Origin of the sequence: Photorhabdus temperata (assembly GCF_025384845.1) — a bacterium.
Classification (GTDB): Bacteria; Pseudomonadota; Gammaproteobacteria; order Enterobacterales; family Enterobacteriaceae; genus Photorhabdus; species Photorhabdus temperata.
Map to the genome: position 1 here is coordinate 1 of NZ_JAJAFX010000074.1, position 25,346 is coordinate 25,346.

The 25,346-nt window shown below is 45.3% G+C and carries 25 protein-coding genes; 8 read left to right on the forward strand and 17 right to left on the reverse strand.

From position 1 onward, the window contains the following. The 14 genes from LGZ99_RS21070 to LGZ99_RS21130 all read right to left on the reverse strand — a co-directional run. On the reverse strand, positions 1-395 hold a 395-nt coding region (locus tag LGZ99_RS21070), incomplete at its 3' end, for an Asp23/Gls24 family envelope stress response protein (protein ID WP_262979561.1). After that, on the reverse strand, positions 392-1,639 hold the full coding sequence (locus LGZ99_RS21075; protein ID WP_023044688.1) for a KPHS_23130 family T6SS system protein: 1,248 nt from the start codon (positions 1,637-1,639) through the stop codon (positions 392-394). The genes LGZ99_RS21075 and LGZ99_RS21070, both read right to left, overlap by 4 nt. A gap of 3 nt (positions 1,640-1,642) precedes the next feature. After that, positions 1,643-1,900 carry a PAAR domain-containing protein gene (locus tag LGZ99_RS21080; RefSeq protein WP_021326389.1) on the reverse strand — a complete coding sequence of 86 codons (258 nt, stop codon included), beginning with the start codon at positions 1,898-1,900 and terminating at the stop codon, positions 1,643-1,645. Beyond that, positions 1,897-2,658 carry a hypothetical protein gene (locus LGZ99_RS21085; protein ID WP_023044686.1) on the reverse strand — a complete coding sequence of 254 codons (762 nt, stop codon included), beginning with the start codon at positions 2,656-2,658 and terminating at the stop codon, positions 1,897-1,899. Before LGZ99_RS21085 ends, LGZ99_RS21080 begins: the two co-directional genes overlap by 4 nt. 250 nt (positions 2,659-2,908) lie before the next feature. After that, a complete protein-coding gene (locus LGZ99_RS21090) occupies positions 2,909-3,139 on the reverse strand; it encodes a hypothetical protein (protein WP_128575654.1) in 231 nt (76 codons plus the stop codon). A gap of 127 nt (positions 3,140-3,266) precedes the next feature. Further along, the gene (locus LGZ99_RS21095) at positions 3,267-3,968 is read right to left on the reverse strand and encodes a DUF6708 domain-containing protein (protein ID WP_023044685.1); all 702 of its coding nucleotides are present in this window, start codon (positions 3,966-3,968) and stop codon (positions 3,267-3,269) included. Between the two features lie 75 nt (positions 3,969-4,043). Beyond that, positions 4,044-5,111: a DUF6708 domain-containing protein gene (locus LGZ99_RS21100; RefSeq protein ID WP_023044684.1), complete on the reverse strand. Its 1,068-nt coding sequence runs from the start codon at positions 5,109-5,111 to the stop codon at positions 4,044-4,046. Positions 5,112-5,113: 2 nt separating this feature from the next. Beyond that, a complete protein-coding gene (locus tag LGZ99_RS21105; RefSeq protein WP_021326397.1) occupies positions 5,114-7,675 on the reverse strand; it encodes a T6SS effector BTH_I2691 family protein in 2,562 nt (853 codons plus the stop codon). Between the two features lie 26 nt (positions 7,676-7,701). Further along, a complete protein-coding gene (locus tag LGZ99_RS21110) occupies positions 7,702-8,148 on the reverse strand; it encodes a hypothetical protein (protein WP_021326398.1) in 447 nt (148 codons plus the stop codon). 15 nt (positions 8,149-8,163) lie between these two features. Beyond that, complete coding sequence (locus tag LGZ99_RS21115; protein ID WP_023044682.1) at positions 8,164-9,012, reverse strand: DUF4123 domain-containing protein; 849 nt, start codon at positions 9,010-9,012, stop codon at positions 8,164-8,166. A 10-nt stretch (positions 9,013-9,022) separates the two neighbouring features. Continuing rightward, entirely contained in the window at positions 9,023-11,386 is a 2,364-nt protein-coding gene (locus tag LGZ99_RS21120; RefSeq protein WP_262979562.1) for a type VI secretion system Vgr family protein, read from the reverse strand. A 130-nt stretch (positions 11,387-11,516) separates the two neighbouring features. Continuing rightward, on the reverse strand, positions 11,517-11,597 hold the full coding sequence (locus tag LGZ99_RS24930; RefSeq protein WP_081704210.1) for a hypothetical protein: 81 nt from the start codon (positions 11,595-11,597) through the stop codon (positions 11,517-11,519). A 57-nt stretch (positions 11,598-11,654) separates the two neighbouring features. Then, entirely contained in the window at positions 11,655-11,894 is a 240-nt protein-coding gene (locus tag LGZ99_RS21125) for a hypothetical protein (protein WP_128575643.1), read from the reverse strand. 703 nt (positions 11,895-12,597) lie between these two features. Next, positions 12,598-14,523 carry a sigma 54-interacting transcriptional regulator gene (locus LGZ99_RS21130; RefSeq protein ID WP_200875318.1) on the reverse strand — a complete coding sequence of 642 codons (1,926 nt, stop codon included), beginning with the start codon at positions 14,521-14,523 and terminating at the stop codon, positions 12,598-12,600. 238 nt (positions 14,524-14,761) lie between these two features. Here LGZ99_RS21130 and LGZ99_RS21135 point away from each other — a divergent pair, with 238 nt between their 5' ends. From LGZ99_RS21135 to LGZ99_RS21170, 8 genes are all read left to right on the forward strand, one after another. Further along, positions 14,762-15,244: an MSMEG_0572/Sll0783 family nitrogen starvation response protein gene (locus LGZ99_RS21135; protein WP_021326334.1), complete on the forward strand. Its 483-nt coding sequence runs from the start codon at positions 14,762-14,764 to the stop codon at positions 15,242-15,244. A 29-nt stretch (positions 15,245-15,273) separates the two neighbouring features. Then, positions 15,274-16,281: a Nit6803 family nitrilase gene (locus LGZ99_RS21140; protein ID WP_021326333.1), complete on the forward strand. Its 1,008-nt coding sequence runs from the start codon at positions 15,274-15,276 to the stop codon at positions 16,279-16,281. 23 nt (positions 16,282-16,304) lie between these two features. Beyond that, positions 16,305-17,384, forward strand: coding sequence for an MSMEG_0568 family radical SAM protein (locus LGZ99_RS21145; RefSeq protein WP_021326332.1), 1,080 nt, complete (start codon positions 16,305-16,307; stop codon positions 17,382-17,384). After that, the gene (locus LGZ99_RS21150; RefSeq protein WP_262979563.1) at positions 17,377-17,964 is read left to right on the forward strand and encodes an MSMEG_0567/Sll0786 family nitrogen starvation N-acetyltransferase; all 588 of its coding nucleotides are present in this window, start codon (positions 17,377-17,379) and stop codon (positions 17,962-17,964) included. The genes LGZ99_RS21145 and LGZ99_RS21150 overlap by 8 nt, the downstream gene beginning before the upstream one ends. After that, a complete protein-coding gene (locus tag LGZ99_RS21155; RefSeq protein ID WP_262979564.1) occupies positions 17,961-19,016 on the forward strand; it encodes a sll0787 family AIR synthase-like protein in 1,056 nt (351 codons plus the stop codon). The genes LGZ99_RS21150 and LGZ99_RS21155 overlap by 4 nt, the downstream gene beginning before the upstream one ends. Beyond that, positions 19,004-19,294, forward strand: a complete 291-nt coding sequence (locus tag LGZ99_RS21160) for an MSMEG_0570 family nitrogen starvation response protein (protein WP_021326329.1) — start codon at positions 19,004-19,006, stop codon at positions 19,292-19,294. The genes LGZ99_RS21155 and LGZ99_RS21160 overlap by 13 nt, the downstream gene beginning before the upstream one ends. 12 nt (positions 19,295-19,306) lie before the next feature. Then, the gene (locus LGZ99_RS21165) at positions 19,307-20,656 is read left to right on the forward strand and encodes an MSMEG_0569 family flavin-dependent oxidoreductase (protein WP_262979565.1); all 1,350 of its coding nucleotides are present in this window, start codon (positions 19,307-19,309) and stop codon (positions 20,654-20,656) included. A gap of 431 nt (positions 20,657-21,087) precedes the next feature. After that, the gene (locus LGZ99_RS21170; RefSeq protein WP_036841495.1) at positions 21,088-21,825 is read left to right on the forward strand and encodes a class I SAM-dependent DNA methyltransferase; all 738 of its coding nucleotides are present in this window, start codon (positions 21,088-21,090) and stop codon (positions 21,823-21,825) included. Between the two features lie 128 nt (positions 21,826-21,953). Here the strand turns inward: LGZ99_RS21170 and tssJ are convergent, their stop codons facing one another. Genes tssJ through tssF form a run of 3 tightly spaced genes read right to left on the reverse strand, consistent with a single transcriptional unit; the run spans position 21,954 to position 25,271 of the window. Then, complete coding sequence (gene tssJ / locus LGZ99_RS21175) at positions 21,954-22,490, reverse strand: type VI secretion system lipoprotein TssJ (protein WP_262979566.1); 537 nt, start codon at positions 22,488-22,490, stop codon at positions 21,954-21,956. Then, on the reverse strand, positions 22,471-23,547 hold the full coding sequence (gene tssG, locus LGZ99_RS21180; RefSeq protein ID WP_036841505.1) for a type VI secretion system baseplate subunit TssG: 1,077 nt from the start codon (positions 23,545-23,547) through the stop codon (positions 22,471-22,473). Before tssG ends, tssJ begins: the two co-directional genes overlap by 20 nt. Further along, on the reverse strand, positions 23,511-25,271 hold the full coding sequence (gene tssF, locus LGZ99_RS21185) for a type VI secretion system baseplate subunit TssF (RefSeq protein ID WP_262979567.1): 1,761 nt from the start codon (positions 25,269-25,271) through the stop codon (positions 23,511-23,513). The genes tssG and tssF overlap by 37 nt, the downstream gene beginning before the upstream one ends. Positions 25,272-25,346: the final 75 nt, after the last annotated feature.

Consider the following 25,346-nt stretch of genomic DNA (forward strand, 5'->3'; position numbering starts at 1 on the left):
TCTACCTGTTCCGGTTCGCCTATGACCATTAAAATCCGCACCTTAAACCGCCAGAAAAAATCATAACGACAACGCAGGTGGTAGATCAGCTCCTGGAATATCGGGGCAGGCTCGGGAGATACAGAGACGGTTTCAAGCGCACTCTTTTGTTTCCGCCAGCAATGAAAAGCGATGCGGGCATCATGGATAAACAAACGTGTTATCAGAATAAAAATCAGAGAAAACAGTACACTGGCAGCCAATACATAGCACTGAAACGCCCATTGCTTCTCTAATAACGACTGCTCCTGTATTTTTAACCACTCGGGTTTAAACCATATCACCAAACTACAGACGGTTATCAGCATCAACAGCAAACCGAAAATACTCCAGAATAGCGTCAGATATCTTTTCATGCTGCCTCCTGTGTTTCTGCTGGCTTAATCACCATAAACCAAGGTGTCAATACATCGGGAGCGGGGGTACTCATCACCAATTGCGCCTGCTTTTCGCTGGTTACGGCATCAATGGCAACCGCTGCTGCTAGCCAGGGTGAAGCTATGCCGGTGAAACCGGTCTGAACGTCAATGTCACACTGTTTTTCCGTCTGTTTCCCCACATTGGGCAGTTGATCAATTAATGGTGTAAATATCGCCTGAGCCTGGTTATCACAGCCCATGCCCGTAAACCATAATTGCTGAATAGCATCAGCCGGAATATCTGCCCACAGTAACGCCTGTGACAATGCATATTTCATGTCACCCTCCCGGGTAAGTTCAGGCCGGTGCATGACGGCGTGTATGGCGGGCATCAGCTCAGGTTGAGACATGAACAGAGTACGTTGGCGAATAGGATGATTCAGTAATAATGCAACGGCAGTGTCACCTTGCCCATCAATGACGCCGGTCACCAACCGAATAGCGACTATCAGCAAAACCGCGTTATGACGGGGCGTATCCAGCCAGCCATCAATAATATCTAACCCCATTCCCGGCAATATTGATAGCGGAGTATTGATACCGGACGCCTCCCAGACTGACTGCCAGACAGCTTCATATTCCGTTGCATCTGAGCCGGCATCAATCTGCAACGACAAGAAAACCGAATGATGAGGCAACTGACGCAATACTGTGCCTAGTGTTTCATCGGCTAATAGCGCGGCCATTTTCTCGTGAAGCTGTTCACGGATAGGGCGTTCCGGCATGTCGAAACGTATCTGGCGTATGACCTGACCATTAGCCATATCCACCCATGAAGGCAATCCCTCCTTTTGAGCCATTAACTGTATCGCCAGTGAACCTGTCATGACAGTTTGGGGAAGATGAGTCACATGGGCCAACACATTTAAATGGCGCTGACCTCGCTGCGTTTCCTGATATAACAAGATATTCCGCTCATAATCCCAAGTATCGGACCATATCTGGTTGAGTTCGTAATACAAACACCTCACGCCAAATACGCCTGCCCACATCAGAAATGGAAAAACCAGAAAACAGCACCAGAACCAGGGAGTATGAATCGGCACATTGGCGGGCCAGTACACCACAGTAGCGAAACCACCCAGTGATATAAATATCACCAGTGCGATTAGCCAACGTTTTATAACCGGTACAAGCTTACGCTCTGCCGGTAAGGGGATTGAATGCATGTCGACGGGCATAAATTAACTCACTGTTGCATTATTTAAAGAAGTTATCAGCGTGCAGCCGCAACCACAGCGGTGACCATGAAACGCCACCGGCAAGCTGTTATCTTTTATCGTGGGATGACCTTCGATAATCGTGGTATTACCGTGTTTCGGGCAGGAAACCGGATCGGTTTTACGTGCAGCACCGAGACCGCCGAATTTCATTTTCTGCGAACCACTCAGTACCTGACCACCGTGGGTCGTTTTATCGTGAATACGGATAATGCCTTTCATTCTATAGCCCCTTGTTTTGTTAATTTCTTTTCAATTTCGTCAATACCAGCATCATCAGTGGTTTTAATAAGGTTACGCTTAATATTCACAGTTTCTTTCAATGAATCAGTCTGGATAATTAAGCTAATCGTATTTTCACCTTTTTTCTTCATCGTTACCTGTTTACTATTTACCTGATAGGTCTTACTGAATAGAGAAGGTGTAATTACCAATTGATCACCATAAATACCCAATACAGGCCGATTCGTCAGTCGAATACCGTTAAAGGCAGACGCGATTGCAGCAACAACTAATAATATCCCCATTGAGGCGGTAATACTGAATTGCACAACAGCAGCCACACCTAATATGACCGTAGTAATATAAAAACGTTCCTGACGAAAACACAAATAAGGCGAAAGTTGCTTTCTATTTACTGAATTGAATGTCTGTAATTCAGCAAAACGGAAGTTATTATAACTCATAAGAAAACCGATCACATACATACATCCCAAGGGAAGCGTTATACAACCAGACAACATAGCCAAAAAGAGCGCCAGCTTTTTATGAACAAAAAGCAATAATACACTGACCATCTGTATCGCAATAGCAATTACTATCAGTTTCGCAATAGGATAAAACTCCTTAAGAGCCTCTTGATCCTGATAAGTTAAACTATCCAGAGCTGTCTGCTGTAACTGAACATAATAAAAAAATCCTACGATAGCTATCAAATCAATAATCAAACCTAGCCAAAAGACTATACTCAACTTTTTCATAAGAACTCCAATCAATCATTTTAATTAAAATTACGGTTTCTCTTGTATTACACAATACTTTCATTCACGCGAGCAGGAGCCATTAACTGAATGTTAATTTCAATCCTCCCTGCATGAGACAGTTACTTTTCGTTTTTTACTTTTTCACCTTTAACCTCTCCTATCATTACACCTTCGTCGGTTTTTTCCAGGGCAAATAGTCGCGTCGAAAACAAAGCCGGGAACAATAATTTCGTTCATATGCTTGCTTTTATTTATCCGTAGATGAATGAGCCATTGCAATCTTCTCTTGCAAACGGGTATATGCTGACAACTGACGATCATATAATGCCCGCCGTTCTTCCCGCGTCTGATTCGCCAACACATAACGCCATAAATGTACGGGATTATTCGCAGCGCTGACATTAATTGGATCATCAGGATCAACCTGACAAGCCTCTTTCACTTCCTGAGGCCATTGCGGCATTTTGCTAGTTTTCATACCAACATAGCGAGCGATACTGGTCAATAAGGTTATAGGTAATTGTATAATCTCAAATAACCATTCCAGACGAGAAGTTATCCGTATTTGGTACTGTAATCCAAAAACATAGCTTTCTTTCCGTTTCTCAATGGGAGGGCATAAGTAAGATAATATCCGCCTGTTCCTGTAAACACGCTTCTTCCATATAGCAGCGAATAAATTCCCAATAACCCGGCATCATTTCCCTCAAGCCGGAAAGCCCAAGGCTAAAGGTATCCAATACCGTTTCTTGATCGTCTGCCAGAATATGACCGTAGATACTCCATTCCGGCATCTTACCTTTCCCCATTGTCCGAGTAAAAAATACCTCTTTCCAAGGAACCGATAATACCGTGCCATTAAAACGGTAAACATGGATCATTTGGGTTTTGCGATTAAAGCGAATTGGGTAGTGTGTCGTCGCAAACCACTCTTTTAGGATAAATTTACCACTAAAATATAAAAAAAACATGGCAACCAGTTGAAAAATAAAAAAACCAGCTAAGATCTCATAATTTCCATTGAAACCCTGGGAAATCATAATAACAGTGAAAAATAACGATAATCCTAAATAACCAAAAAATAACGTCGCGGATAGTGAACTGATAAATCCCTTATCTCTATAGTTCTTATCTACTGTCTCCATATAAGTGGAGTTCATACGGATCACTGTATTGTAATCAACAATATACCGACCATCTTTGCCCTCTATTCTAGTCGGTTTTCCCTGATAAAATTGATCGTCTTTCTCTTGCTGAGTCAACGGACGATTCAATTTATAGGGTATATACAATCCATCTAATTGCATAATTACGCCTCCGCCAGAGTTTTATCAAGACAACTAGCCACACCGGGAACAATAATTTCGTTCATGTGTTTGCCTTTATTTATCCGCAGACGAATGAGACATTGCGATTTTTTCTTGCAAACGGGTATATGCTGATAACTGGCGATCATATAATGCCCGACGTTCTTCCCGCGTCTGATTCGCCAAAACATAACGCCATAAATGCACAGGATTATTCGCAGCGCTGACATTAATCGGGTCATCAGGATCAACCTGACAAGCCTCCTCCACTTCCTGAGGCCATTGCGGTATTTTGCTGGTCTGCACCGCAATATAACGGGCAACACTGGTAATTAGAGCAAATGGCAGCATTATCCACCCAAAAAGCCAGTCCAAACGAGAACCCATCCGCATCAGATACTGTAATCCAAAAATATAACTTTCTTTCTGTTTCTCAATGGGAGGGCATAAAGCAATAATATCCGCCTGTTCCTGTAAACACTCTTCCTCCATATAACAACGGATAAATTCCCAATAACCCGGCATCAATTCCAACTCACCAGAAAGTCCCAGACTAAATGTCTCTAATACCGTTTCCTGATCGTCTGCCAGAATATGACCTTCGATACTCCATTCCGGCCACTTGCCTTTTCCTATTGTCTGGGTAAAAAACACCTTTTTCCAGGGAACCGATAATACTGTGCCATTAAAACGGTAAACATGGATCATCTGGGTTTTGCGGTTAAATCGAATTGGATAGTGTGTCTTAGCAAACCACTCTTTTAAAATAAGTTTGCCACTGAAATACAAAAAAAACACAGTTGCAGGGATCATAATCATAAATCCTAATAATGTATTTTCTTTAATTGCTCCATTCAAAATAGATAGATAGATCGTTTTTCCAGTAAAATATAAAGCCATTCCTAAGAAACAACAAAATACCGTTGCATTAAGAGAACTAACAAATCCCTGCTCTCTATAATACTTATCTACCGTTTCCATATAAGTAGAATTCATACGGATCACCGTATCGTGATCAACAATATACAAACCATATTTAGCGGTTATCTGAGTTGGTTTTCCCTGACAAAGTTGAGCATATCTTTCTCCCCTGGTCAAAGGGCGATTCAATTTATAAGGGTTATACAAGCCATTTCCTTGCATAATTACACCTCCGCCGAAGTCATTAATTTATTAAAAGCATCCATTTCCATTCTGCTATCGGGCCAGATAGCAGGAATATCCTCTTCACCCGCTGGAATTTTGCGCCACAAGCAGGCTGCCAACCATTCCTGGATCTCATCTTTTTTCTTCATCGCCAAATAAATACTGGCACCAAAGTAAAACAGCAAGGTAATAACAATACCTACCGGCCCCAAGGAAAAGATAATCAACACCAATCCACTTAGCGCAGAGACCAGATAGGCAATTCCTAGGCTTATATTGCCTTTATTAAAAACCTCATCCCAAGCATGATACCCATCCCATGCCACCCCAACGATCCCAGCCCAAGCTCCAAGGACTTTTACCCTCCCAATCCATGTTATTACCTTGGTCAGCAGCTCTTCCCCCAAGACAGAACCCAGCAGAGGCTTTAACCTGAGTACCTGAAAATTTTTCAACAACCGTTCACAAGTTTCAGCGAGAGCCCCCATTGCAGCGACCAGATCCGCTGCAAATCGGGTACACGCCTCAGTCTTGCCCTCTGGCCACCCAGCCGCGCGCAATGCGGAGATCTGCAACACCAGCGAGAAGGTACAGCCGATAAAGGGCGGGACATGTGCCAACTGTTCGGCAGCACTCTTGACAGAACTGCCCTCTAACTGCGCCAGTTTTGTGCGTAATGTTCCCGGAAACAGCTCCGCACGGATCTCATCGACAGAATGCAAGGTTTTCACCACAGACTTAGCCCGTTCCGCCTCGGGTAAAGCCCGGGTCTTTTCCGCTTCACCTGCGTCTGCCAGCGTAATAAATTCGAATTCCTGCTCGCCCTCCATCGGCAAGCCGTTAATCTTCAAACGACGCATTTCAGAGTCAACGTAGTGACGCAGCTTATCTGAGGAAGAAGGCTGTTTCAGATCCGCCATCAGGCTCATTTGAGTGACCACCGCGCTGAGAAAATGTTTACGTTTTCCGACAAACTTGATGACTTTTAATTCCTTGCCATGCAGTTTAGCCAGCAAAACCAGTGCGGGAATCGGCGCTTTCTCCACCGCTTTATTCATCACCGCAAACAAAGTGCTACTCAGTTCATTCAGGTACTTTTCCATCGCCATGGAAGCGGGTTTATGGAAGTGTTTAGCGATGTCTTTAAGCCCATCGGGTATTTTATCCCAGGCGAGAGAGCCGTAGTTTCCTCCGGTCTTCAGGACCCCGTGAGCTTGCTCTATTTTTTTATCGCTGTTCATCACCAGCGCACGTAAGATCAGATTATCCGGCGTGATGGTGTCGCGCATCATCTGCTCTTGAAAATAACGGGAAGCTCCCAGTTTATCCTGCATCCCGTAAATACAATCATGGACTGACTGGGTAAACAGCGCGCCGTTGTAATCGTCCGTGCTATCAAAGTTATGGTCAAAATAGTCCAGCAGGGTCTGACTTTTCAACCAGTCCAGATACATCTCGGTCATCGGGGAGATAATGGTGTTGTCGTACCGCGTCAGGTCGGTAGTGAATCGCTCCATAAACGCGTTTTCTTTATCACGGTCGATGTACTTCTCGTAATCCGCCCAATGTTTTTGTACCAGAGGCTTTAATGCCGCATCATTTAAGTAATGCGTGGTATCCGCTCGTTTTTCAGAGCCAGGAATGTAATATTCACCCTCAAAACTGCCGTACCGGGCTTCATTCTCTTCCGTTTCATCTTTAGTTAACTGATCACGCTCAAACTGACGGCATAACACCTCTTTCAGCGTGCTCAAGGAAGCCGAAAGCGCAATCCCCCGGGTATAGTGTTGATTCTCATGAAACTGAGTCTTTAACCGATAATTCATCAGGGCGGTAATGTCCTGCACCATAGCAACCGGATCAGGCAGGAACAGGATAACCCCTTTGTCGGGCATTAATTCTTTAGCTGCCCACCACAGGTCATTCTGATCAAATAGAAATTTCCCATTCCAATGAGAGCTGGTGTAATCTGCGATACGCCGGTTGGTATCTATTCGCGAGTGGTATTCCGCTACGGTATCCGTCAGTGACGAGAACGGCAGCGCATTCTCCCCCTCTCCACGGTTGAGCCATTTTTCCATATCAAAACGTTGCATATATCGCGCACGGTAGGCCGGATCTTCGTGCTTTTTACGGACCGCCTCTGTCCATTGCACCCCAGACCAGGCAAACCAAAAGGCACTGTTTTTAAAGCCTGGCGGCAACACCGGCAACGTCACCAGCGAAGCACGCGCCAACTCATTTGGCTTATCAATGCAAGGTTTCATTTCACCACTGGCTAAACGGGGTAGCACTTTGCCATGTTCCGGCAAGGGATAGTAGTACCCCTCGTCGGTAATGTAATAATTGATCCAGCCACTAACCAACTCATCCCAAATATACAGAAAGCCTGCACGCAACAGACGGGTGGTATAGCCCGTCTCACCTTTTTTCTCTACCGGCGGCATCTGAATGTTCGCAGGCAAATCCGGTATACCATCCCCTTGCGCTTTGATGGCAGGACGGACAAGTAAAACAGGCAATCCCTTACGGGTACAAAAACTACAGCCAGGGTTTATCACAATAAAATCTCCTATTGCACACCATGTTATTTCAGGTTTTTCAGGTTAAAACGGCTAAACAGCGTTTCGTTCTCGTTAATGAGAATCGATAACAGTATCCGACCTTTTAAATCGTCATCGGCTTTCCATACACCATCGTCTTGATATATTGATATTTTATCCGTTACCTCATAGTAATTCGGTATCGGGTTCCCGAGTTCAACTTGTTTAACCCGCATCTTTACCGGACATAGCAATAAATTGGCTTTGTCTTGTGAGGGTTCGCATTTACCTGTTTTTTCAACTGATTGGAAAGACAGTTGATCACTGGGATCACGATTAAGCTTCTTTGATAATTCTCCAGGTTCAGCACAGCTGGACTGAATAGCCTTTTCAATTTGATGTGTATACGGTGCGCTGTCGCATCCGGTTAACCCCATGCTCAAAACAACAAGGCTAAGAAGGCTAAAAATGTGTTTCTTATGGATCATCATTTAGAATTCCGTCCATTAAAATGGCAGGTAATTATCTTCACGGGTCATTTCCCGCCACTGTGTGTCAGTCCAGTTTATGGTGGTACGCTGGTAATACCCCGCAAACTGTTGGCACTGACTCAATAGCGTTTTCATTTTCGGCGCTTGATGAAACGCTTCATTCAGGGTGATGCCATGTAACGCAAAAGCCGTCAGATCCTGTCTATCTGTCAATGACCACCGTGTCATGGCGATATCAAGCAGTACATCAATACGGCGGCTAAGTGCCTGCCGCTCCGCCATATCAAGCGTCGCCGGCAACTTAGTTAATACCTGATTAATCAAACCAATACGTTGAATCTGGGCAAACGGCGTTGGCATTTCTCCCTGCTGATAACGGGCCTTTTCCGGGAAGGCCAGCGTATGCCAGTCACCTTCCAGCCAAAATGTCCAGTGAGTAATGTCATCCGAAGCAATTCGGCGTGAAAATGCCCAGGGAGTCATCATCCAGTGCAAATGAAACAAAACACGGGGATCGTAATAACGCAGGATATGCCCCTGTTGTTTCTCCTTGAGATACAGGGCATTGACCAGCACATTCTTTATTGCTTCCGGAGACAAATCGCTTTTAAGCAATAAAGTGAAAAACGGCGGAGAATCAGGATCGGTTTTCAGACGTGCTTCATTGAGCAGACGAGACCAAACAACAGACGGTAACTCACGCAACGGTAACAACCAGGGATAAAGATGGGCTTGCGGGGCAAGAAGCGGTGAAACCACTTCAATCACCGGCAAATCTTCGGGCAACTGTGGTACAAGCACGCGATCAATCAGCACATACTGGTGTTCAGCAAATTCCAGAGGCCGGGTCAGGTAATGAGTCATCATCAATTCCTTAGCCTAATGGCGCCGTAGCGTCACCCCGATCAGTGGTTTCGGTAACCATCTTGTCACAGGCGGTAAAATTGGGATAAGGCACATCCAGTTTCGCCGGCTCGGCATAATCGAAATTGGCGCTTTTGACGTTAAAATCGCCCGGAGAGCCATGTTCAATTTTGCTGGGCTCCAGGGTCAGATAGGAGCCGCCACACTGCAATGTGATTTTCTTTTTAGCAGAGATCAGGATTTCATCGTCGGTACTGGTGATAGTGACACCTTTCATTGCCGTGACTTCAATCCCGTCAGTCTGCGCTTGCATCTGAATTTTTCCGGCAACCGCAACCAGTTTCATGCCCAGTTCATGTGCAAAAACCACCACGGATTTTTTCGCTGCCAGCACCATACGTTTCAATGATGAGATTTCGGTATTGCCACCGCCAGTCATGATGAGGTTTTTACCGGCGCTGTGCTGGATATGCTGCGGTGTTGACCAGGCAATCCCACCTGATGCTCCGGCGACAATCACGGGTTGCTGCAATTGCTCCACATGCTGTTGCAGAAAACGCCGCTGAGTATCTTTATCCAGCGGATCAATCTGTGCCGTCTGGAGCAGATCAGAGAGTGATTCCGCCAATGACAAAGCATCTGTAAGCTGACGTTTAATTTCATCCATATCCAGTTGTTTGCCACTGGCTTTCGGCTGCGCCTGCGTATTCAGCAACAACCCTTTCCCGGCACGAATAGCTCCCCAGTCGTCGGTTCGCAGCTCAAAACCTTCACCGCGTTTATTCGGATGCGGTCTCTGCCTATCCACCAGATGACCCAGATTAAGCTGGCTTTTACCCCCGTACTCGGTACTCAGTTTGATGTGTTCTTTGCCGCGCTCATCGTCCATGCGCAATTTGTTGTTAGCCGGTGTACGCAGCACATTGCGTTTGTAGTTGTAGCGGGTCACATGATCTTCATGCCGCGAGTCATGCAACGCATGGGCGATATAGGGCCGGTCCGGGTTGCCCTGTTCAAACGCCACCGCCACCTCCGTCCCCTGAACCAAAGGCCAGTGGAAACCGTAGGTGCTGCCCGCATACGGGCGGGCTAACCGTACCCACAGGCTTTCTCCTCCCAGCGGCCATTCATCCAAATCAAAATCAAATTTGATGCGGTAACGCCCCATTTTATCGATATGACCGTAGGTGTCGTTCGGCCAGTCACTGGTCACCCGCGCCGGCACGGTTCCCGCAATGACGGGCCGGGCTATCAAGGCAGGCCGGTAGCTCATCATTTCGCTGTAAGGAATACCACTGAAACTGATCAGATAGTTGCTGTCCCGCCGCGCGCTGCTTTGGGTTGACACGATCAGCAGCCCTTTCTTCAACACCGCCGGGCTTTCTCCTGTCACTTCCAGTACCTGGCCCGGCGCTAAGAGCGGCGACGAGCTTTTGCCACAAATGATGTGCTGACGGCACAAATCGCGCTCATGGTGCAGTCGGGCATAAAATGCCGCGGTTTCCACCTGTGGCCGGATCTTTTCACCCCGGGTCAGAAAGTGGTCACCATAGCGATAAACCTCGCCTTCCGTCGTCGTATCCCGTTCCCGTGTGACCTGAAATTGCAGGTCACTCCCCACTTCCCGGTAGTTGTAGTCACGCACTTTCACCCCCTGCGTGACCACCTGATGTTCAACGTGTAAACCCCACACCGAGTCATTCGCGTTGTGATTCATCCCCGCCGGGTTATGCAACGGCAACAGCACGTCGTACTGATAATTGCGCTGATTGTCACCAAACCGGACCACGGTAATACCCAGACGGCTGTCCACGTCGAAGCGGTACCAGATCCCCACTTCCGCCAGGATACGATGCACAAAATCCAGATCACTCTCTTGCCACTGCACGACCAGTTCCCGCTTTGGGTAATCCTGGGACAGCGTGAACAGAAAATCCTGCCCCCGGAAAGCGTGTCGTTCACGCAAGATCTTTTCCACAATGTCCGGGACCGACTGGTTCTGGTAAATCGCACAGCGGCGGGTATGACGCAGCAGCGCCAGACACGGCTCCAGACATACCTGATAGTGCGTTTCATCCCGCGAAGTGGAGATCCGGTTAAAACGGGTGATCACCCCGTGTACCTTGCGCACCTGACCGGGATTATCCGGCGCCTGCAAGGTAAATGTCGCGGATTGCTTCAACATCACCACCGGGTCGATATCCCGTGTGGTACTGGTGAAATCAATGGTGTAGTGATACGGCGCGCATAAGTGCTCTTCCCCAGTGAAGCTGAAAACATCCAGCACCGCGTCACAACGCCGAACCTCAAGCTGGTAACGGGAGTGGCCTTGCAGCCACAGTTTGCCCGTTTGCCGTAATTGTTTATTCATCATTCGTTCTCCCCGGCATCAGAGGAGTGGTATTCATCACGAGAGTGCAAATAACATTTAAGTAGGCCAACGTATTTCACCCGGGCTACCACACAACTGATGCTCATCCGTTAATCTTTTATTTGCTGAAAGATCAGTGCCATATTCTGTTCGCTGCCGTGCCGACCAAGGTATTTTCGACCGTCAAGTTAACCGCGAGATTGAATTCAGTCATTACGCTGTCAAAATTGTTTTTATTAATAGATATTTTTCGCGCCCGGTCAGTGGATGATTATCCCGACCATGACGATAATCCCTCAATCACCAATAATTTCAGCAGGCGTTCAACTTTTTCCTGCGCACCACCGGCGCGCAAATCCCATTTAATAAAGCCGTTCCTCAACAATGAAAAAGAACTCAATAGCATGAGCCATGCCATAATAAATTTCAGGAATGCAAAACCGGATTCAGGTATTTCAGGACAGGCAGTTAACCAAGCAGAAAATAAGAGAACACCGACAATGCCCATCACAATAAATAACAGTATTTACCAGACAGGCCATTTCCTAACCAAGGCGATTTTCTAAACTCTCTTTTAAAAAATCAAGACATTTTTTCAAAAAAGCACTTTTTGCCTAAGGCTTGTCAGATATAAAAACCATCAAATTACATGAATAACAAACAATATATCAACAAAACCTAAACGAATTGACATTCACTTTCATAAAGAAGTTGTTTTTATTTTCATTAAATGATAGCTGCCTATCTATTGCAATATAATAGATAGAGTAACTCGGCTCTATATAACACTATCGCACTTTTATTATTTATATTATTTTTCAATCAGGTAAATAATACAAACCCCTCGTTAATGCGTCAGCAAAAAGAGAATAATTATCAATTAAGTTAAGAGAATGAGAATAAATCAAGCAAAGGAAAGCTATAATTCTCATAGAATATGACCAAGAATAAGAATTATTTTATCGCTTATCGGTGATCATAGTAAGCTTTAAACCTGAATGCTTATAAAAGCGTTTTTTAGATGTATCTAGCATAGGCATTATTGAAAATACTTTACTCCTTTTTCCATTGCTATACTTAGCACAAAAATAGGAACACAAAAAACAGGCGGCAGAAATCTTGCTGACGAAACATCTGACAGATACCTGTATAAGTAACCGGTAACTGTCAGATCATACATATAAGGCACATTTACCAGGTTCAAAATGAGATTTTCAGTAATCAATCCCAAATTTCTTTAAACGTGAGATCAATGTCGTTGGGTTCATTCTCAACAATTTTGCGGCACCGTCATCACCAAAAATTTTCCCTTTGCATTGTTTAACGGCAAGAGAGAAATTTTTAATTTCCAACGCTTTCAGCTGTTGCATGGTCAGCACGCCTTCGATTTGTTGAAGTTCATTGTGAATATTCTGATACGTAGTTTCATTTTGCTGTTGATCTTGTTCCAGCAAATATTTAAAGGAAACAGCACCCTGTTTTGCGGTAATGAGTGCGCGTTCAATGACATTTTGTAGCTCACGGATATTGCCAGGCCAGTCATATTGCTGTAACCCCAAAATATGCTTTTGTGAAAATGGTAGATAATTAATTTTACGCTTGTCACAAATCAACTTAGTAAAGTGTGTAATCAACAGTGGAATATCTTCTTTACGGTCACGTAAGGCAGGTGCATAAATCGGGAATACATTTAAACGGAAATACAAGTCTTCACGAAAGCGTTTATGTTTAACTTCTTCTTTTAAATTGCGGTTGGTGGCGGCAATAATCCGCACATCCACATGCCGCGTTTTTTCTTCACCGACCCGCTCAAAGGTTCCTTCTTGCAATACACGCAGCAGTTTACTTTGTAACTCGATAGGAATTTCACCAATTTCATCTAAAAACAGTGTACCTTGGTCTGCCAATTCAAAACGTCCGACACGGTCACGCACAGCCCCAGTAAATGCACCTTTGATATGTCCGAAAAATTCACTTTCAAACAGTTCCGAAGGAATAGCGGCACAGTTAACCCGAATAAGTGGTTGCTGTTTACGGTGACTGGATTGGTGAATAGCACGGGCAATCAGTTCTTTGCCTGTACCTGATTCACCATAAATCATCACGTTGGCATCAGTTGAGGCGACCACCTCGATTTTTTCAATAATCTGTAAAATGGATGCACTGCTGCCAATAATTTCATGATATTGATTTTCTTGTAAAATTTCTTCTTGCAGATATTCATTTTGCTGTTCCAGGCGGCTTTTTAAATCTTGCAGTTCTTCAAGGGCATAGGTCAGTTGTTTTTCGGTATTCAGCCGATCGGTAATATCACGGAACACCACTACCGCGCCAATAATTTCACCGTGGCGAATCACTGGAGTGCTAGTAAATTCCACTGGAAAGCAACTGCCATCACGGCGCCAAAAAATTTCCTGAATACCTTCATGTACAATACCATCATGTACCGCCGCATAAATCGGGCACTCTTCTTCAGGATAGGGGTCACCATTTTCATGGGTATGGTGATGAATCTGATGGATATTGTTACCCAGTGTATCTTCAGGTTGCAGTCCCAACATTTTAGCCCCGACAGGGTTAATAAAGGTACATAAGCCTTGTTTGTTGATACTGTAAATACCGTCACCAACTGAACTCAGCAATAAATGTTTGCCCGTATCGGAGTCAATAAACAGTTCTTGCAAGGCTTGCTGTTCTTTTAAACCCGTGCTGATGACGTTATCGGCATTTTTATTGAGTTGGCGCAGTTCTAAATCTTTGACATCCATTAACGACCATATCAGCAAAGTTTTATTTTTATGGAGCAATGAAATGGAAGTAATATCCAACTGAATTTTTTCACCATTTTTATCAAAGGTATACAGCTCATTATTCCAAGCCCAACCTTTTGCTAAAGCGCCTTCGGTAAATGCCATAAGGTATGGCAGTTGTCTGAAATGACCAAAAATGGAAGTTACTGTTTTTTGAATAATTTCATGACGTTCATAGCCTAATAGTTTAGTGGCGCTGATATTCACATCAATAAATCGGTTTTGATATGGGTCCAGCACAATTAATGCCTGTGACGTGTGTTCAAACACCAACGGGCGAATTGAATCTTCAGAAACGACCCAGTCAGAGATAAAATCAGTTGTATTCATATTATGAATTTTCATAATTTAAGTTATGGAATTTCATAATACTACGAAAAGTCGTAACTTCCCAGCAGTTCAATTTATCTCCACAAAAATATTTTTATAAAAATTAAATGTTACTTTTCAATTTGATATAAATAAACCTCCGCCAAAAAATATAACTTGGCACAGTTCTCGCATTAATACAGTCAGACTAGACTACATGTTGGTTCATTCCCAAATAACATTGAACTAGGAGGCTGCTATGCCAAACATTGATATCGAGCAATATAAAGATGGCGATTTTCTCGTTGATTATGAAGAAAAAGTGTTTGAGGACGTCAAAGCCCAGCCGGGTGAAAAAGCATTGGTGACTTTCCATACCGTTGCATTTGAGGGATCAATTGGACTGCTCAATGTGTTACAGGCAAAGCGTTTATTGCGTAAAGGCTTTGAAACCAAAATCTTGCTTTACGGCCCAGGCGTGCAGTTGGGTGTACAACGCGGTTTTCCAACTTTAGGGGCAGAAGCTTTTCCGGGTCATCTGGCCGTCAATAATCAGTTGAAAGCCTTCATGGCAGAAGGTGGCGAAGTCTATGCCTGCCGTTTTGCGTTGCAAGCGATGTATGGTCAAACCGAAAAAGCGCTTATTCCAGGGATTCGTCCTATTAATCCATTAGATGTGATGGACTTAAAACTGCTGATGCGTCGTGACAATGCCTTAATCATTGATACTTGGACTGTCTGAGTAAACATAAACTATAAGGGGATAAGGTTATGAACAGAATCGTTAAAGCTGCCGCAGTGCAATGTAGTCCAGTGCTTTATAGTCAATCCGCAACGGTAAAAAAAATCTGTGACATTATTTTAGCGCTTGGAAAACAAGGAGTGCAATTTGCCGTTTTTCCTGAAACCGTCGTGCCTTATTACCCTTATTTTTCCTTCGTACAACCGCCATTCGCCATGGGTAAAGAGCACTTAAAGCTGTTAAATGAATCGGTGGTTGTCCCTTCTGAAGCAACCTTAGCGATTGGGCAAGCCTGTCTTGAGGCCAGCATGGTAGTGTCGATTGGCATTAATGAACGTGCGGGCAGTACGATTTATAACGCCCAACTGTTATTTAATGCCGATGGTTCAATCATTCAGCATCGCCGCAAAATTACCCCAACTTACCATGAACGAATGGTGTGGGGGCAAGGCGATGGCAGTGGTTTACGTGCCATTAATTCTGCGGTGGGACGTATTGGTTCGCTGGCATGTTGGGAACATTACAACCCATTGGCACGTTTTTCTTTGATGGCAGATGGTGAGCAAATTCATGCCTCCATGTTTCCTGGTTCGTTGGTAGGACAAGTGTTTGCCGATCAAATCAACGCAACCATTCAACACCATGCTTTAGAGTCTGGCTGTTTTGTGGTCAATTCAACCGCATGGCTGCATCCCGAACAGCAACAGCAAATTATGCAAGACACTGGCTGTGATATCGGTCCAATTTCAGGCGGATGTTTTACCGCCATCGTTTCTCCCGAAGGCAAGTTCCTGGCTAAACCGATCACGCAAGGTGAAGGCTATTGCATTGCCGATCTGGATTTCAACCTGATTGATAAACGCAAACGCATGATGGATTCAATTGGACATTACAGTCGCCCTGAGTTGCTCAGTTTATTGATTGATCGTCGTCCAACACATGTATTACACGAACTGAAAGTTGAACCATCAGATCAAAGTCATCTCGAAAAGCTCTCAAAACTTAATGAAGAACATGCCGAGACCATATTGATGTAAACCCAATCGATAGGAGGTTAAAGATGTCAGCAATACAACTATTAACCGATTTGCAATGTAATGGTCTGAAATGGGAAGGCAAGTTTGGCTTGTCCCGTAAAGGTGGCGCAGGGCCAAGCGATCATAAAGCGTTGAGCCTTGACGGGCAGACCATGATGATTCCTGTGCTGAACCTTGCAGCACAAGATTCTCCCTATACCGCAAGGCCTGAACCGCACTCCGACAAGGTGATTGTCTTTAAAAACCGGATCCCTGTGGCGACCTTAACCGCACCTGCACGACCCCGTTTTTATGATTTAAAAACCGCCGAAGGCATTGCCTATGAACAAATTGCGACCTTACATAGCCATGATGTGTTGGCGACAACAGTGTTACAGCATTGCATTCGAATGAAGGACAAGGCAACTGCATGCCAATTTTGCTCGATTGATCAGTCTCTAAAAGAGGGTCGAACCTTGCCCCGTAAACGCCCGGAACAATTGGCGGAGGTCGCGAAAGCCGCCGTTGAACTGGATGGCGTCAAGCAAATGGTGATCACCACAGGTACGCCAAATACGGGAGATCGTGGGGCAAAAATTTTATATGACTCAGTTAAAGCAATTAAGGCGCAAGTAGATTTGCCGATACAGGTACAGTGCGAACCACCCGATGATTTTGCCTGGTTTCAACGTTTAAAAGATGCAGGCGCTGTGTCGATTGGCATGCACCTTGAGGCGGTGAGCGAGCGTGTACGGCAGAAAATTATGCCGGGTAAAGCCGAAGTCTCGTTGGAAAAATATTTTGCAGCATTTGATGCAGCCGTTGCGGTATTCGGTCGAGGACAGGTCAGTACCTACATTTTGGCCGGTTTGGGCGACACCGAACAGGAAATCGTGGAGATGACCGCCAAACTGACAGAAATGGGAGTGTATCCATTTGTGGTGCCGTTTGTGCCGATTCAAGGTACGCCATTAGAGCATCATCCTAAACCTGATCACGCTTTTATGCAGTCGCTCTATCCGAAAATTGGACAACAACTTAAACAACAGGGTCTGAACTCGGAAAATACTCAAGCAGGCTGTGCCAAATGTGGCGCTTGCTCTTCGCTGAAAGCGTATGAATAAGGAGGATGTGATATGGAACTTTCTCACTATCCATCCTTGGCTGCTTGAGTTAAATGAAGAGCTGAAACCATTTATTAGCGATGACATTGCCATCAAAATTGTGTCGGAAGATTGGGAGCGTCACCAATATTATCGTCTGCGTGAAGTCACCTTTCGCGATGAACAGAAAATCTTGAAAGAAGATCGCGACGAACACGATGTTGAAGCATTAGGCATTGTTGCCATTGGAAAAATGTTTGGCGAGCATGACCGTGTAATTGGTGCAGTGCGGATTTTCCCTGATGGCGAACAGACGTGGTATGGCGGACGTTTATGCGTAGAACCTTTATATCGACGTCACCATATCATTGGTAAAGCATTAATCAATACCGCGGTATCGACCGCCAAAAACCTGGGATGCCGTACCTTTTTAGCCACCGTGCAAAGTCAAAATGAACGCTATTTCCAAAGGTTATGTTGGGATAGTTTGCGTCAGCTGACCGTTGCCAACATTCCACATGTGCTGATGCAAGCACAGATTGAAAACTATCCGTTACAACATATCCCAATGCAAGCCTATATGCTGAAGGAGACGCAATGATGGCACTCAATCAACTACTCGAAATGTTAAAACATACACCCGCTATGCAGTCCAAGCAGGCGATTGCTGACACGGTTTCAGTCAATACACCCTGCCATGTGGATTCATTGGATAGCTTATATGCCTATCCCGGAGATGATACGGCAGCACTGCCGCTAAATGGTCAATATGTATTGCACGCCTGTGAAGGCATGCTACCCAGTTTTGTGACCAATCATCCTTATTTTGCCGGATGGTCAGCGGTGATGGCGAATATCAGTGATATTGCCGCAATGGGTGGCCGGGCATTGTCCGTGGTGAATAGTTTTTGGCATACCAGTAACGAACATGCCCAGTTGTTAATGCAAGGTATGCAGGATGCTTGTCGTGCTTATCGTGTGCCATTGGTCGGTGGACACACCAATCTTGACGTCGTTTATCAGCCCACTTTATCCGTTGCGATTCAAGGCATAGCGCGAAAACTGCTCTCGGTGCTGCATGTCAAACCACAACAAAAAATTCTGATTGCATTAAATCTGCGAGGGCAATTCCACGCCAATACCACTTATTGGAAATGCTTTGAGCGGGTGCCTGACCGCATTTTACAGTCACAAATTGCCTTGTTGCCGCAATTAGCAGAGGCAAATCTGGTTCATGCCGCCCGTGATATTAGCAATGCCGGCATTTTAGGCAGTTTGTTGATGCTGCTCGAAGCTACAGCATCGGGAGCACATATCAACTTAGATGCCATTCCTAAACCTGATGATGTGGACTGGTTTAAATGGCTGCAAATTTTCCCCAGTTTTGGTTTTTTACTGACTGCCGATGCAAATGAATGTGAAGAAATTATCAGGCTGTTTCACCGTCAGGGCATTGCCTGCGCGGTGATTGGTGAAACCAATGTCAGTGGTGCGGTTGCCGTGCAGCAACAGCAGCAGTACGACCTATTTTGGGATTTTAACAACCAAATGTTTACCGGTTTTTGTTATGCCGATGTTTTAACAAAGTTACAGGCTCAATCCGTACAGATTGAGGCTAAAAGTCAGCAGGAGTCTATGTTATGCCCAGTGTGAATTTTACTGTGAAATGGCCTGATGGGGAGCTGATGCAATATTACTCACCCTCAACGGTGATTTATGAATATCTGTCCATTGGTCAGCGTTACCCAAGTACGCAATTCTTGCATCAGGTTGAAAATGGCCTGAATGCCGCATCGGAAAGGGTACAGGTACGTTATGGCTTTGCCTGTAGTTCAGCCATGGACACTCTGGCAATGATCAAACGCCAAGCCAAATTCTTCGGGCTAAGTCCGGCAGATCAAATTGAAGTTATTGAAATGACGAATCAATGAGAGGGGTGTCCCATGTTAAATATCCAAAATCAAATGTTACAGCCACATTATGATGTGGTGATTATTGGTGGTGGTCAGGCCGGTTTATGTATCAGCCATTATTTGCAAAAAGCAGGCATTGACCATGTGATATTAGAAAAAGAATCCGAGTTGACCCATAGCTGGCGCCGTAAACGTTGGGACAATTTTACCTTGGTGACACCGAACTGGCAGTGTCTATTGCCTGAGCATCCTTATCAGGGAAAAGACCCTGACGGCTTTATGACAAAGCCTGAGATTGAGGCATATCTTAATGAGTTTATTGAAAAAATAAATCCTCCTGCCATTTTAAACATTCAGGTAGAACATGTGAAAAAAGTGGCGGCACATGAGTTTGTCATTAAAACCAATCACGGTACAACCACAGCCAAACAGCTGGTCGTTGCAGCAGGTGGGTATCACACCCCGATTTATCCAAAACTAAGCGATGCCTTGCCTAAGCAGGTGAAAGTGATGCATTCGGAAGAGTATTTAAATGCAGATCAACTGCCTGAAGGAGCGGTGTTGGTGGTTGGATCAGGGCAGTCCGGCGCACAGATTGCCGAAGATTTACATCTGGCAGGCAAAAAAGTCTATTTATCGACAGGCAATGCACCACGTTGCGCCCGATTCTATCGCGGTAAAGATGTGGTGAAGTGGCTGTTTGATATGGGTTATTACGAAACGACTGTCAACAATCATCGTTATAGTGAAGAAGTACGTAACAGCACCAACCACTATGTCACCGGGCGTGATGGTGGGCGTGATATTGACCTGCGTAAATTTGCCTTAGAAGGTATGCAACTGTTCGGATATTTTGATGACTTTAAAGAGGGTCAATTCTGGTTTAGTCCAAATTTATCAGAAAACCTGGACAGTGCCGATGCCACTTATAATCGTATTAATGCCTCAATTGATGAGTATTTAGAGAAAAACAATATTGCAACCGATGAACCTGCATCGGTGTATCAACCTGTTTGGCAGCCTGAGCAGGAAATCACCCACATTGACTTAGCAAAAGAAAATATTACTTCCGTGATTTGGTGTATTGGTTTTAGACCAGATTATTCATGGCTTGATTTAGATATTTTTCAAACCAATGGTTATCCAAAACATGACCGCGGTATTACCATCGATCCGGATGTCACGTTTATTGGTTTGCCGTGGTTATATACATGGGGTTCCGGGCGTTTTATGGGGATTGATCAGGATGCCGCCTATGTAGTGCAGCATATTGAGCAACAAATAAGTCAGCAAAATATAGATATATTACCTACTTTGATTAAAGGAGCTAAATCTGAAATTAAAGGTAAAAGAATATCACATTCAGGGGAGTCCATATAAAGGCATAATGACAGGTCATTAGCATCTCTCTATTATTTAACGTTGATAATATCGCTCATTTCAACAATTGATGACATGACATAATCATTATAAGAATAATAGTTTCCAAAAAACATATCATAAGTGTTTTATATTTATTCACTGATATTTATCCGAGAATTAACCAATGTAAAAATCATATACCCAATAGATTTCAAGTTGCAACGCGGCGGCAAGTGAACGCATCCCCAGGAGCATAGATAACGATGTAACTGGGGTAAGTGAACGCAGCCAACAAAGCAGCAACTTGAAAGATGAAGGGTATATCTAATGTATCACTAATGTATTAATATATAATAAGAGAAAAACTTTCAGTAATTATTAAATTCATACTAAATAATATACCTCTTCGATAAATAAAGTACTTTGGCCTTTAGCTAAGGATAAAAAACATGAAAAATGACACTTTATATGACCCTATTGCACATCTTTACGAGAGCTTTTCAGATGCTACTGACCATATCAAAGTAGAAATCAGAACTATCTTCAATCTGGCTGGAGATATACACGGGAAATCAGTGTTAGATTTAGCCTGTGGATATGGTCTCTTTAGTCGAGAATACAAAAATCGTGGTGCGTCAAAAGTCATTGGAGTCGATATATCAAAAAACATGATAGCAATTGCGAAAAACAAATCACAACAATACGGTGACGATATCGAATTTCACGTAAGAGATGTCTGCAAGATGGAGTCATTTGGCAAATTTGACATAGTCAATGCAGCCTGGTTATTCTGCCATGCAGAATCTATTGAAGACCTTGAAACTATGTTCCGTGTCATTGCCGCTCATCTCAAGCCTTCCGGTAAACTCATTGCGTATACCTTTGAACCTGATTATCGATTAGAAAAAGGGAATTATGAAAATTATTGTATAAAAATTCTGAGTGAAGAACCCGTGAAAGACACAACCCTCCTGAGAGCTGAATTTCTTACCACGCCACCCAGCCCTTTCACTATGTATCGTTGGAGTCGTGAACAATACCAAGTAGCGATCCAAAAGGCGGGGTTCAAACAATTTAGATGGCAAAAACCAATGCTGTTAAAAAGCGATATTGATAATCATCCCCTCGGTTTTTGGGATGATTATCAACGAAATTGCCTTGATACAGCGCTTGTTTGTCAGTTTTAACAAGATAACCCCCGAGATCCGCGGTCTTTCCTACACAAATCCCCCGATGAAAATCGGGGGATTTCAGACCACTGACAAACCTTGCCTTGCTTAAACATCAAAATTTCGTAAATTGGAGGCCTCATCGGTTACTCGTTCAAAGCGTTGAGTGTCAGTGTGCCGTTACCCAGCTCGATGGTGCGTGGTTTATCCGCATCCAGTTCATCGCGTTTGATCACCAACCGCCAGTGATTATTAGCCGCATCCGGTGTATGGAACAGCCCCACTACCGCCACAAACCGCGCGGCTTTCTCCATCGGCATATCCAATGCCACACTCCCTTTCGGCGCCACTCTGATATCCCGCTGTGCCAGCCAGTCCGCTTTAAGCGCCTCACTATCCCCTTTTAACAGTTCCGCATAACTGGCTTGCTCAAAGGCTTTATTGTCCTTGAGTTGATAAACACGCACCACCGTACTCAGTGGAATTTGTGCACTATTGGTGTTAAGCGCACTGCGGGCATTGAAATCCAGATGCAGTGTCTTCACCTGCTTATAGAAAAGGGATTCAGTCACGGCGGCAGTACTGTCGGATAGCGTCTGCGTCAGACCACACCCGGTTAACCCCGCAGCCGCCAGCCACACCACACTGCCCATGATGACTGATTTAAAATTGATAACCGCCATTTTCGGCCTTCCTATACTGATAACCAGGCAATAGCCCCTGATAGCATCCCAAATTAATCGTGACCATCCCTGAAATAATGTGTGCTCCCGGTTTCAAACCGAGTACCCCGGTACGACCTAACCGGACACGCTGCTTCCCCAATTGCGCTGGCGGCAATAGCCGTTTAGGCAAAGTGAGCTGTAACCGCACGCTGCAACGCCAACCCAGATAAACACGCAGCAACGCCAGTAGATCGGTATACAATTCCCCTTGCGGCAACCAACCCTGAGCTTCATCGGTATCTTCAGTATAAAGATGAAGCCTCATTTGGCTGCTAATATCTGTCCTCACTTTACCCAACACCGGACGCTGAGAAAGCGTCACTGAATGATGTCGGCTCAACCGGGTCGGTCGGGTTAGCCGTACCAGCTTACGATCATGTGGAATGATCCGTGCCTGCGTCAGGGGGGCCAACAATTCCACCAAATCAATCACCCCTTCGGCTGTCCGGGTTGGCAACCGCATCGTGCCGATCAGAGCCAGAAAGCGGGAAACGGGTGTGGCGATATGCTGCTGACTGCCCGGTATGCCCAGGCCAATCAGCCCAAGCAGATATTGTGATGTCTTGTCTCTCCCCCCTGGCTGATAAGTCGCCGGATAAGAGTATTTACGCCAGATACGGTAATACTGGGTCATCATCCGATGGTTAAAAATATCCAAAAAATCTATCACGCTCTCATAGCCTTCACGCTGCTGAGCGATATCATTCAGATAAGCCGTCGGCAACGGTGAATCCACACCGTACAGGCCGAGAAACGTGGTACGCACGGTCGGTGGCTGCTCCGGCTGCGCCTCATCCCATTCCACATGTCTCAATTCACTGGCGGGAAATTCCATCCCCGGATAGGGCCGAAAACGGATGGGATCATCAGCAGGCGAAATCGTACTGCCCAAAGGCGGACGCTCATCCCGCCGGCTTTCCAGCAACTGACAGAAGCGATAGAAGTTAAAACCGTAAATATTCGGCGCCAGCCGCTGCACTAGCCGGGAATACGCTGATTGTGATTTTCTTTCCATCGTAAACATTTCTCTGAAGGTTGAAGAAGCAGAGTCAACTGGGTAAACAGATGAATATCGGCATACAGCGCAAAAAAGCGGTTAAGCATTTCACCAAATAGAAAAATATCGCCATCGCCGGTGAAGCCGTTACTGTTAAGAGTGATTTCAATATCAACCCCCCGCAACAGGAAGCCCTTTTCGAAACGCTGAATCAAGGTATGTTTAACCCCGATAATGGCATCCAGACGGCGGTAATTCATCTCATCATCTGTCCAGTTATACAGCCCCAACGTCCCACGCAATATTTCCGGATTATCCATCATGCTCAGAAAGTTGGAACCGAGATGGCTCAATATTCGCCAGTGGAAACGATCATTCGCCGGGGGGTAACAGGGCAGCGTCGGTGAACACAAGTTTTTCACCGACAATTTGCCCCCGGAAGCTTGTAATGTCTGTTCAAATTGCGCATTACGCAGTGCCTCACGGGGCAACTGACCATTGGTGCCTGTTATACGCAACGACAACATTTCATCATCAATATCCGGATCATTTTCAAACGATTCACCGCCAAGGATCAGCCAGGTATCATGCAAACCGGAAGGGCCCGGAGAGACTCGAGTGTGGTAGTAACGCTCCGGTGCGGTCTGGCGCATGATGCCGCCCCGATGGCGGAAACTGCTAAACGGCACAAAATGTTGCTCCTCACCCCGTCTGAAAGAGAACACCTCATCCACCGAGTAAATTTCAGTATGACCGTCCTGAATGCGCATCGGGCGCAACAAATACTCATTTTGCATCGGTGAAATGTGCATCGGATCCGCTTCAACACTAAACAAGTTGATCACCGGGACACAATGCAAACGGATATTTTCCGCCGCAAACGTCAATTGATACGGCCACAGTTCACTCAGTACGATGTCCAGTTCAAACCACGGCGTACCATCAGGGATGTTCAGCGTGTCCAGACCGTTGAGGGCCACAAACATAAACTTTTCACGGAAAGTAAAATATTCCAGCAACAGTTGATAACCACTGAACGCACTTCCCCCTTTCGGCCACAGGACATCATCACTATCAAAACCCATGGGTGAAAAATAACCCTCAAAACGGCAACGCGCCATCTCCGGTAGACGCAGATAAATGTGCTGGGTTTGTCGGGTCAGCGCCAGATGCAAAGCAGAACTCACCGGACTATCCGCCTTGAGATACAGGGGCAGTCGCGCCAAATCGACTTTATCCCACTCCGCCAACCGACCACAGTCGAAGCGCAGACGGATCACTGAACGCCCATCAGCTTCACTTTGCACCGTGGCGGCAGTGATATGTAACGGCACAATGCGCATATCTCGGGTAGTACGGTAATAGCAGCGGGTCCGACCAGCCCCTACGGGCTGGGAGACCACCTCAAACCCTTTGGGCATATTTTCACTTCTCTGGAGACTCTGATAATCAGGGGCCAGCTCAACAATAGAAAGAGAAGGGATCGTCCGCATATAATGCGGCCATAGCAGGCTAACCAACCCTTCCGTCAGTTCCGGCAGATCATCGTCAAGCTTCTGACGCATTCGCCCCATCAGAAAAGCAAAGCCTTCAAGTAACCGCTCGACATAAGGATCGCGATCCCGCCCGTCGTCCAGATGCAGCATCGCCGCCCGATCCGGGTGTGCCTGTGCAAACTCTTTACCTGCCTCACGCAGATAGTGCATTTCCGCCTCGTAATAGCGGAGAATAGGATCATCCATATTATGACTCTCATGGTTGTGACAAAAATACCGTTGCCGGTTCAGAATAAATACGTTGTAAAGGGACAAAACAGT

What these genes read in the sequence shown, in the direction of transcription:
- LGZ99_RS21075 (WP_023044688.1), bottom strand. Translation starts at nt 1,639, where the DNA reads ATGCCCGTCGACATGCATTCAATCCCCTTACCGGCAGAGCGTAAGCTT.
- LGZ99_RS21080 (WP_021326389.1), bottom strand. Translation starts at nt 1,900, where the DNA reads ATGAAAGGCATTATCCGTATTCACGATAAAACGACCCACGGTGGTCAG.
- LGZ99_RS21085 (WP_023044686.1), bottom strand. Translation starts at nt 2,658, where the DNA reads ATGAAAAAGTTGAGTATAGTCTTTTGGCTAGGTTTGATTATTGATTTG.
- LGZ99_RS21090 (WP_128575654.1), bottom strand. Translation starts at nt 3,139, where the DNA reads ATGAAAACTAGCAAAATGCCGCAATGGCCTCAGGAAGTGAAAGAGGCT.
- LGZ99_RS21095 (WP_023044685.1), bottom strand. Translation starts at nt 3,968, where the DNA reads ATGCAATTAGATGGATTGTATATACCCTATAAATTGAATCGTCCGTTG.
- LGZ99_RS21100 (WP_023044684.1), bottom strand. Translation starts at nt 5,111, where the DNA reads ATGCAAGGAAATGGCTTGTATAACCCTTATAAATTGAATCGCCCTTTG.
- LGZ99_RS21110 (WP_021326398.1), bottom strand. Translation starts at nt 8,148, where the DNA reads ATGATGATCCATAAGAAACACATTTTTAGCCTTCTTAGCCTTGTTGTT.
- LGZ99_RS21115 (WP_023044682.1), bottom strand. Translation starts at nt 9,012, where the DNA reads ATGACTCATTACCTGACCCGGCCTCTGGAATTTGCTGAACACCAGTAT.
- LGZ99_RS21120 (WP_262979562.1), bottom strand. Translation starts at nt 11,386, where the DNA reads ATGATGAATAAACAATTACGGCAAACGGGCAAACTGTGGCTGCAAGGC.
- LGZ99_RS24930 (WP_081704210.1), bottom strand. Translation starts at nt 11,597, where the DNA reads ATGACTGAATTCAATCTCGCGGTTAACTTGACGGTCGAAAATACCTTG.
- LGZ99_RS21130 (WP_200875318.1), bottom strand. Translation starts at nt 14,523, where the DNA reads ATGAATACAACTGATTTTATCTCTGACTGGGTCGTTTCTGAAGATTCA.
- LGZ99_RS21135 (WP_021326334.1), top strand. Translation starts at nt 14,762, where the DNA reads ATGCCAAACATTGATATCGAGCAATATAAAGATGGCGATTTTCTCGTT.
- LGZ99_RS21140 (WP_021326333.1), top strand. Translation starts at nt 15,274, where the DNA reads ATGAACAGAATCGTTAAAGCTGCCGCAGTGCAATGTAGTCCAGTGCTT.
- LGZ99_RS21145 (WP_021326332.1), top strand. Translation starts at nt 16,305, where the DNA reads ATGTCAGCAATACAACTATTAACCGATTTGCAATGTAATGGTCTGAAA.
- LGZ99_RS21150 (WP_262979563.1), top strand. Translation starts at nt 17,377, where the DNA reads ATGAATAAGGAGGATGTGATATGGAACTTTCTCACTATCCATCCTTGG.
- LGZ99_RS21155 (WP_262979564.1), top strand. Translation starts at nt 17,961, where the DNA reads ATGATGGCACTCAATCAACTACTCGAAATGTTAAAACATACACCCGCT.
- LGZ99_RS21160 (WP_021326329.1), top strand. Translation starts at nt 19,004, where the DNA reads ATGCCCAGTGTGAATTTTACTGTGAAATGGCCTGATGGGGAGCTGATG.
- LGZ99_RS21165 (WP_262979565.1), top strand. Translation starts at nt 19,307, where the DNA reads ATGTTAAATATCCAAAATCAAATGTTACAGCCACATTATGATGTGGTG.
- LGZ99_RS21170 (WP_036841495.1), top strand. Translation starts at nt 21,088, where the DNA reads ATGAAAAATGACACTTTATATGACCCTATTGCACATCTTTACGAGAGC.
- tssJ (WP_262979566.1), bottom strand. Translation starts at nt 22,490, where the DNA reads ATGGCGGTTATCAATTTTAAATCAGTCATCATGGGCAGTGTGGTGTGG.
- tssG (WP_036841505.1), bottom strand. Translation starts at nt 23,547, where the DNA reads ATGGAAAGAAAATCACAATCAGCGTATTCCCGGCTAGTGCAGCGGCTG.
- tssF (WP_262979567.1), bottom strand. Translation starts at nt 25,271, where the DNA reads ATGGATGATCCTATTCTCCGCTATTACGAGGCGGAAATGCACTATCTG.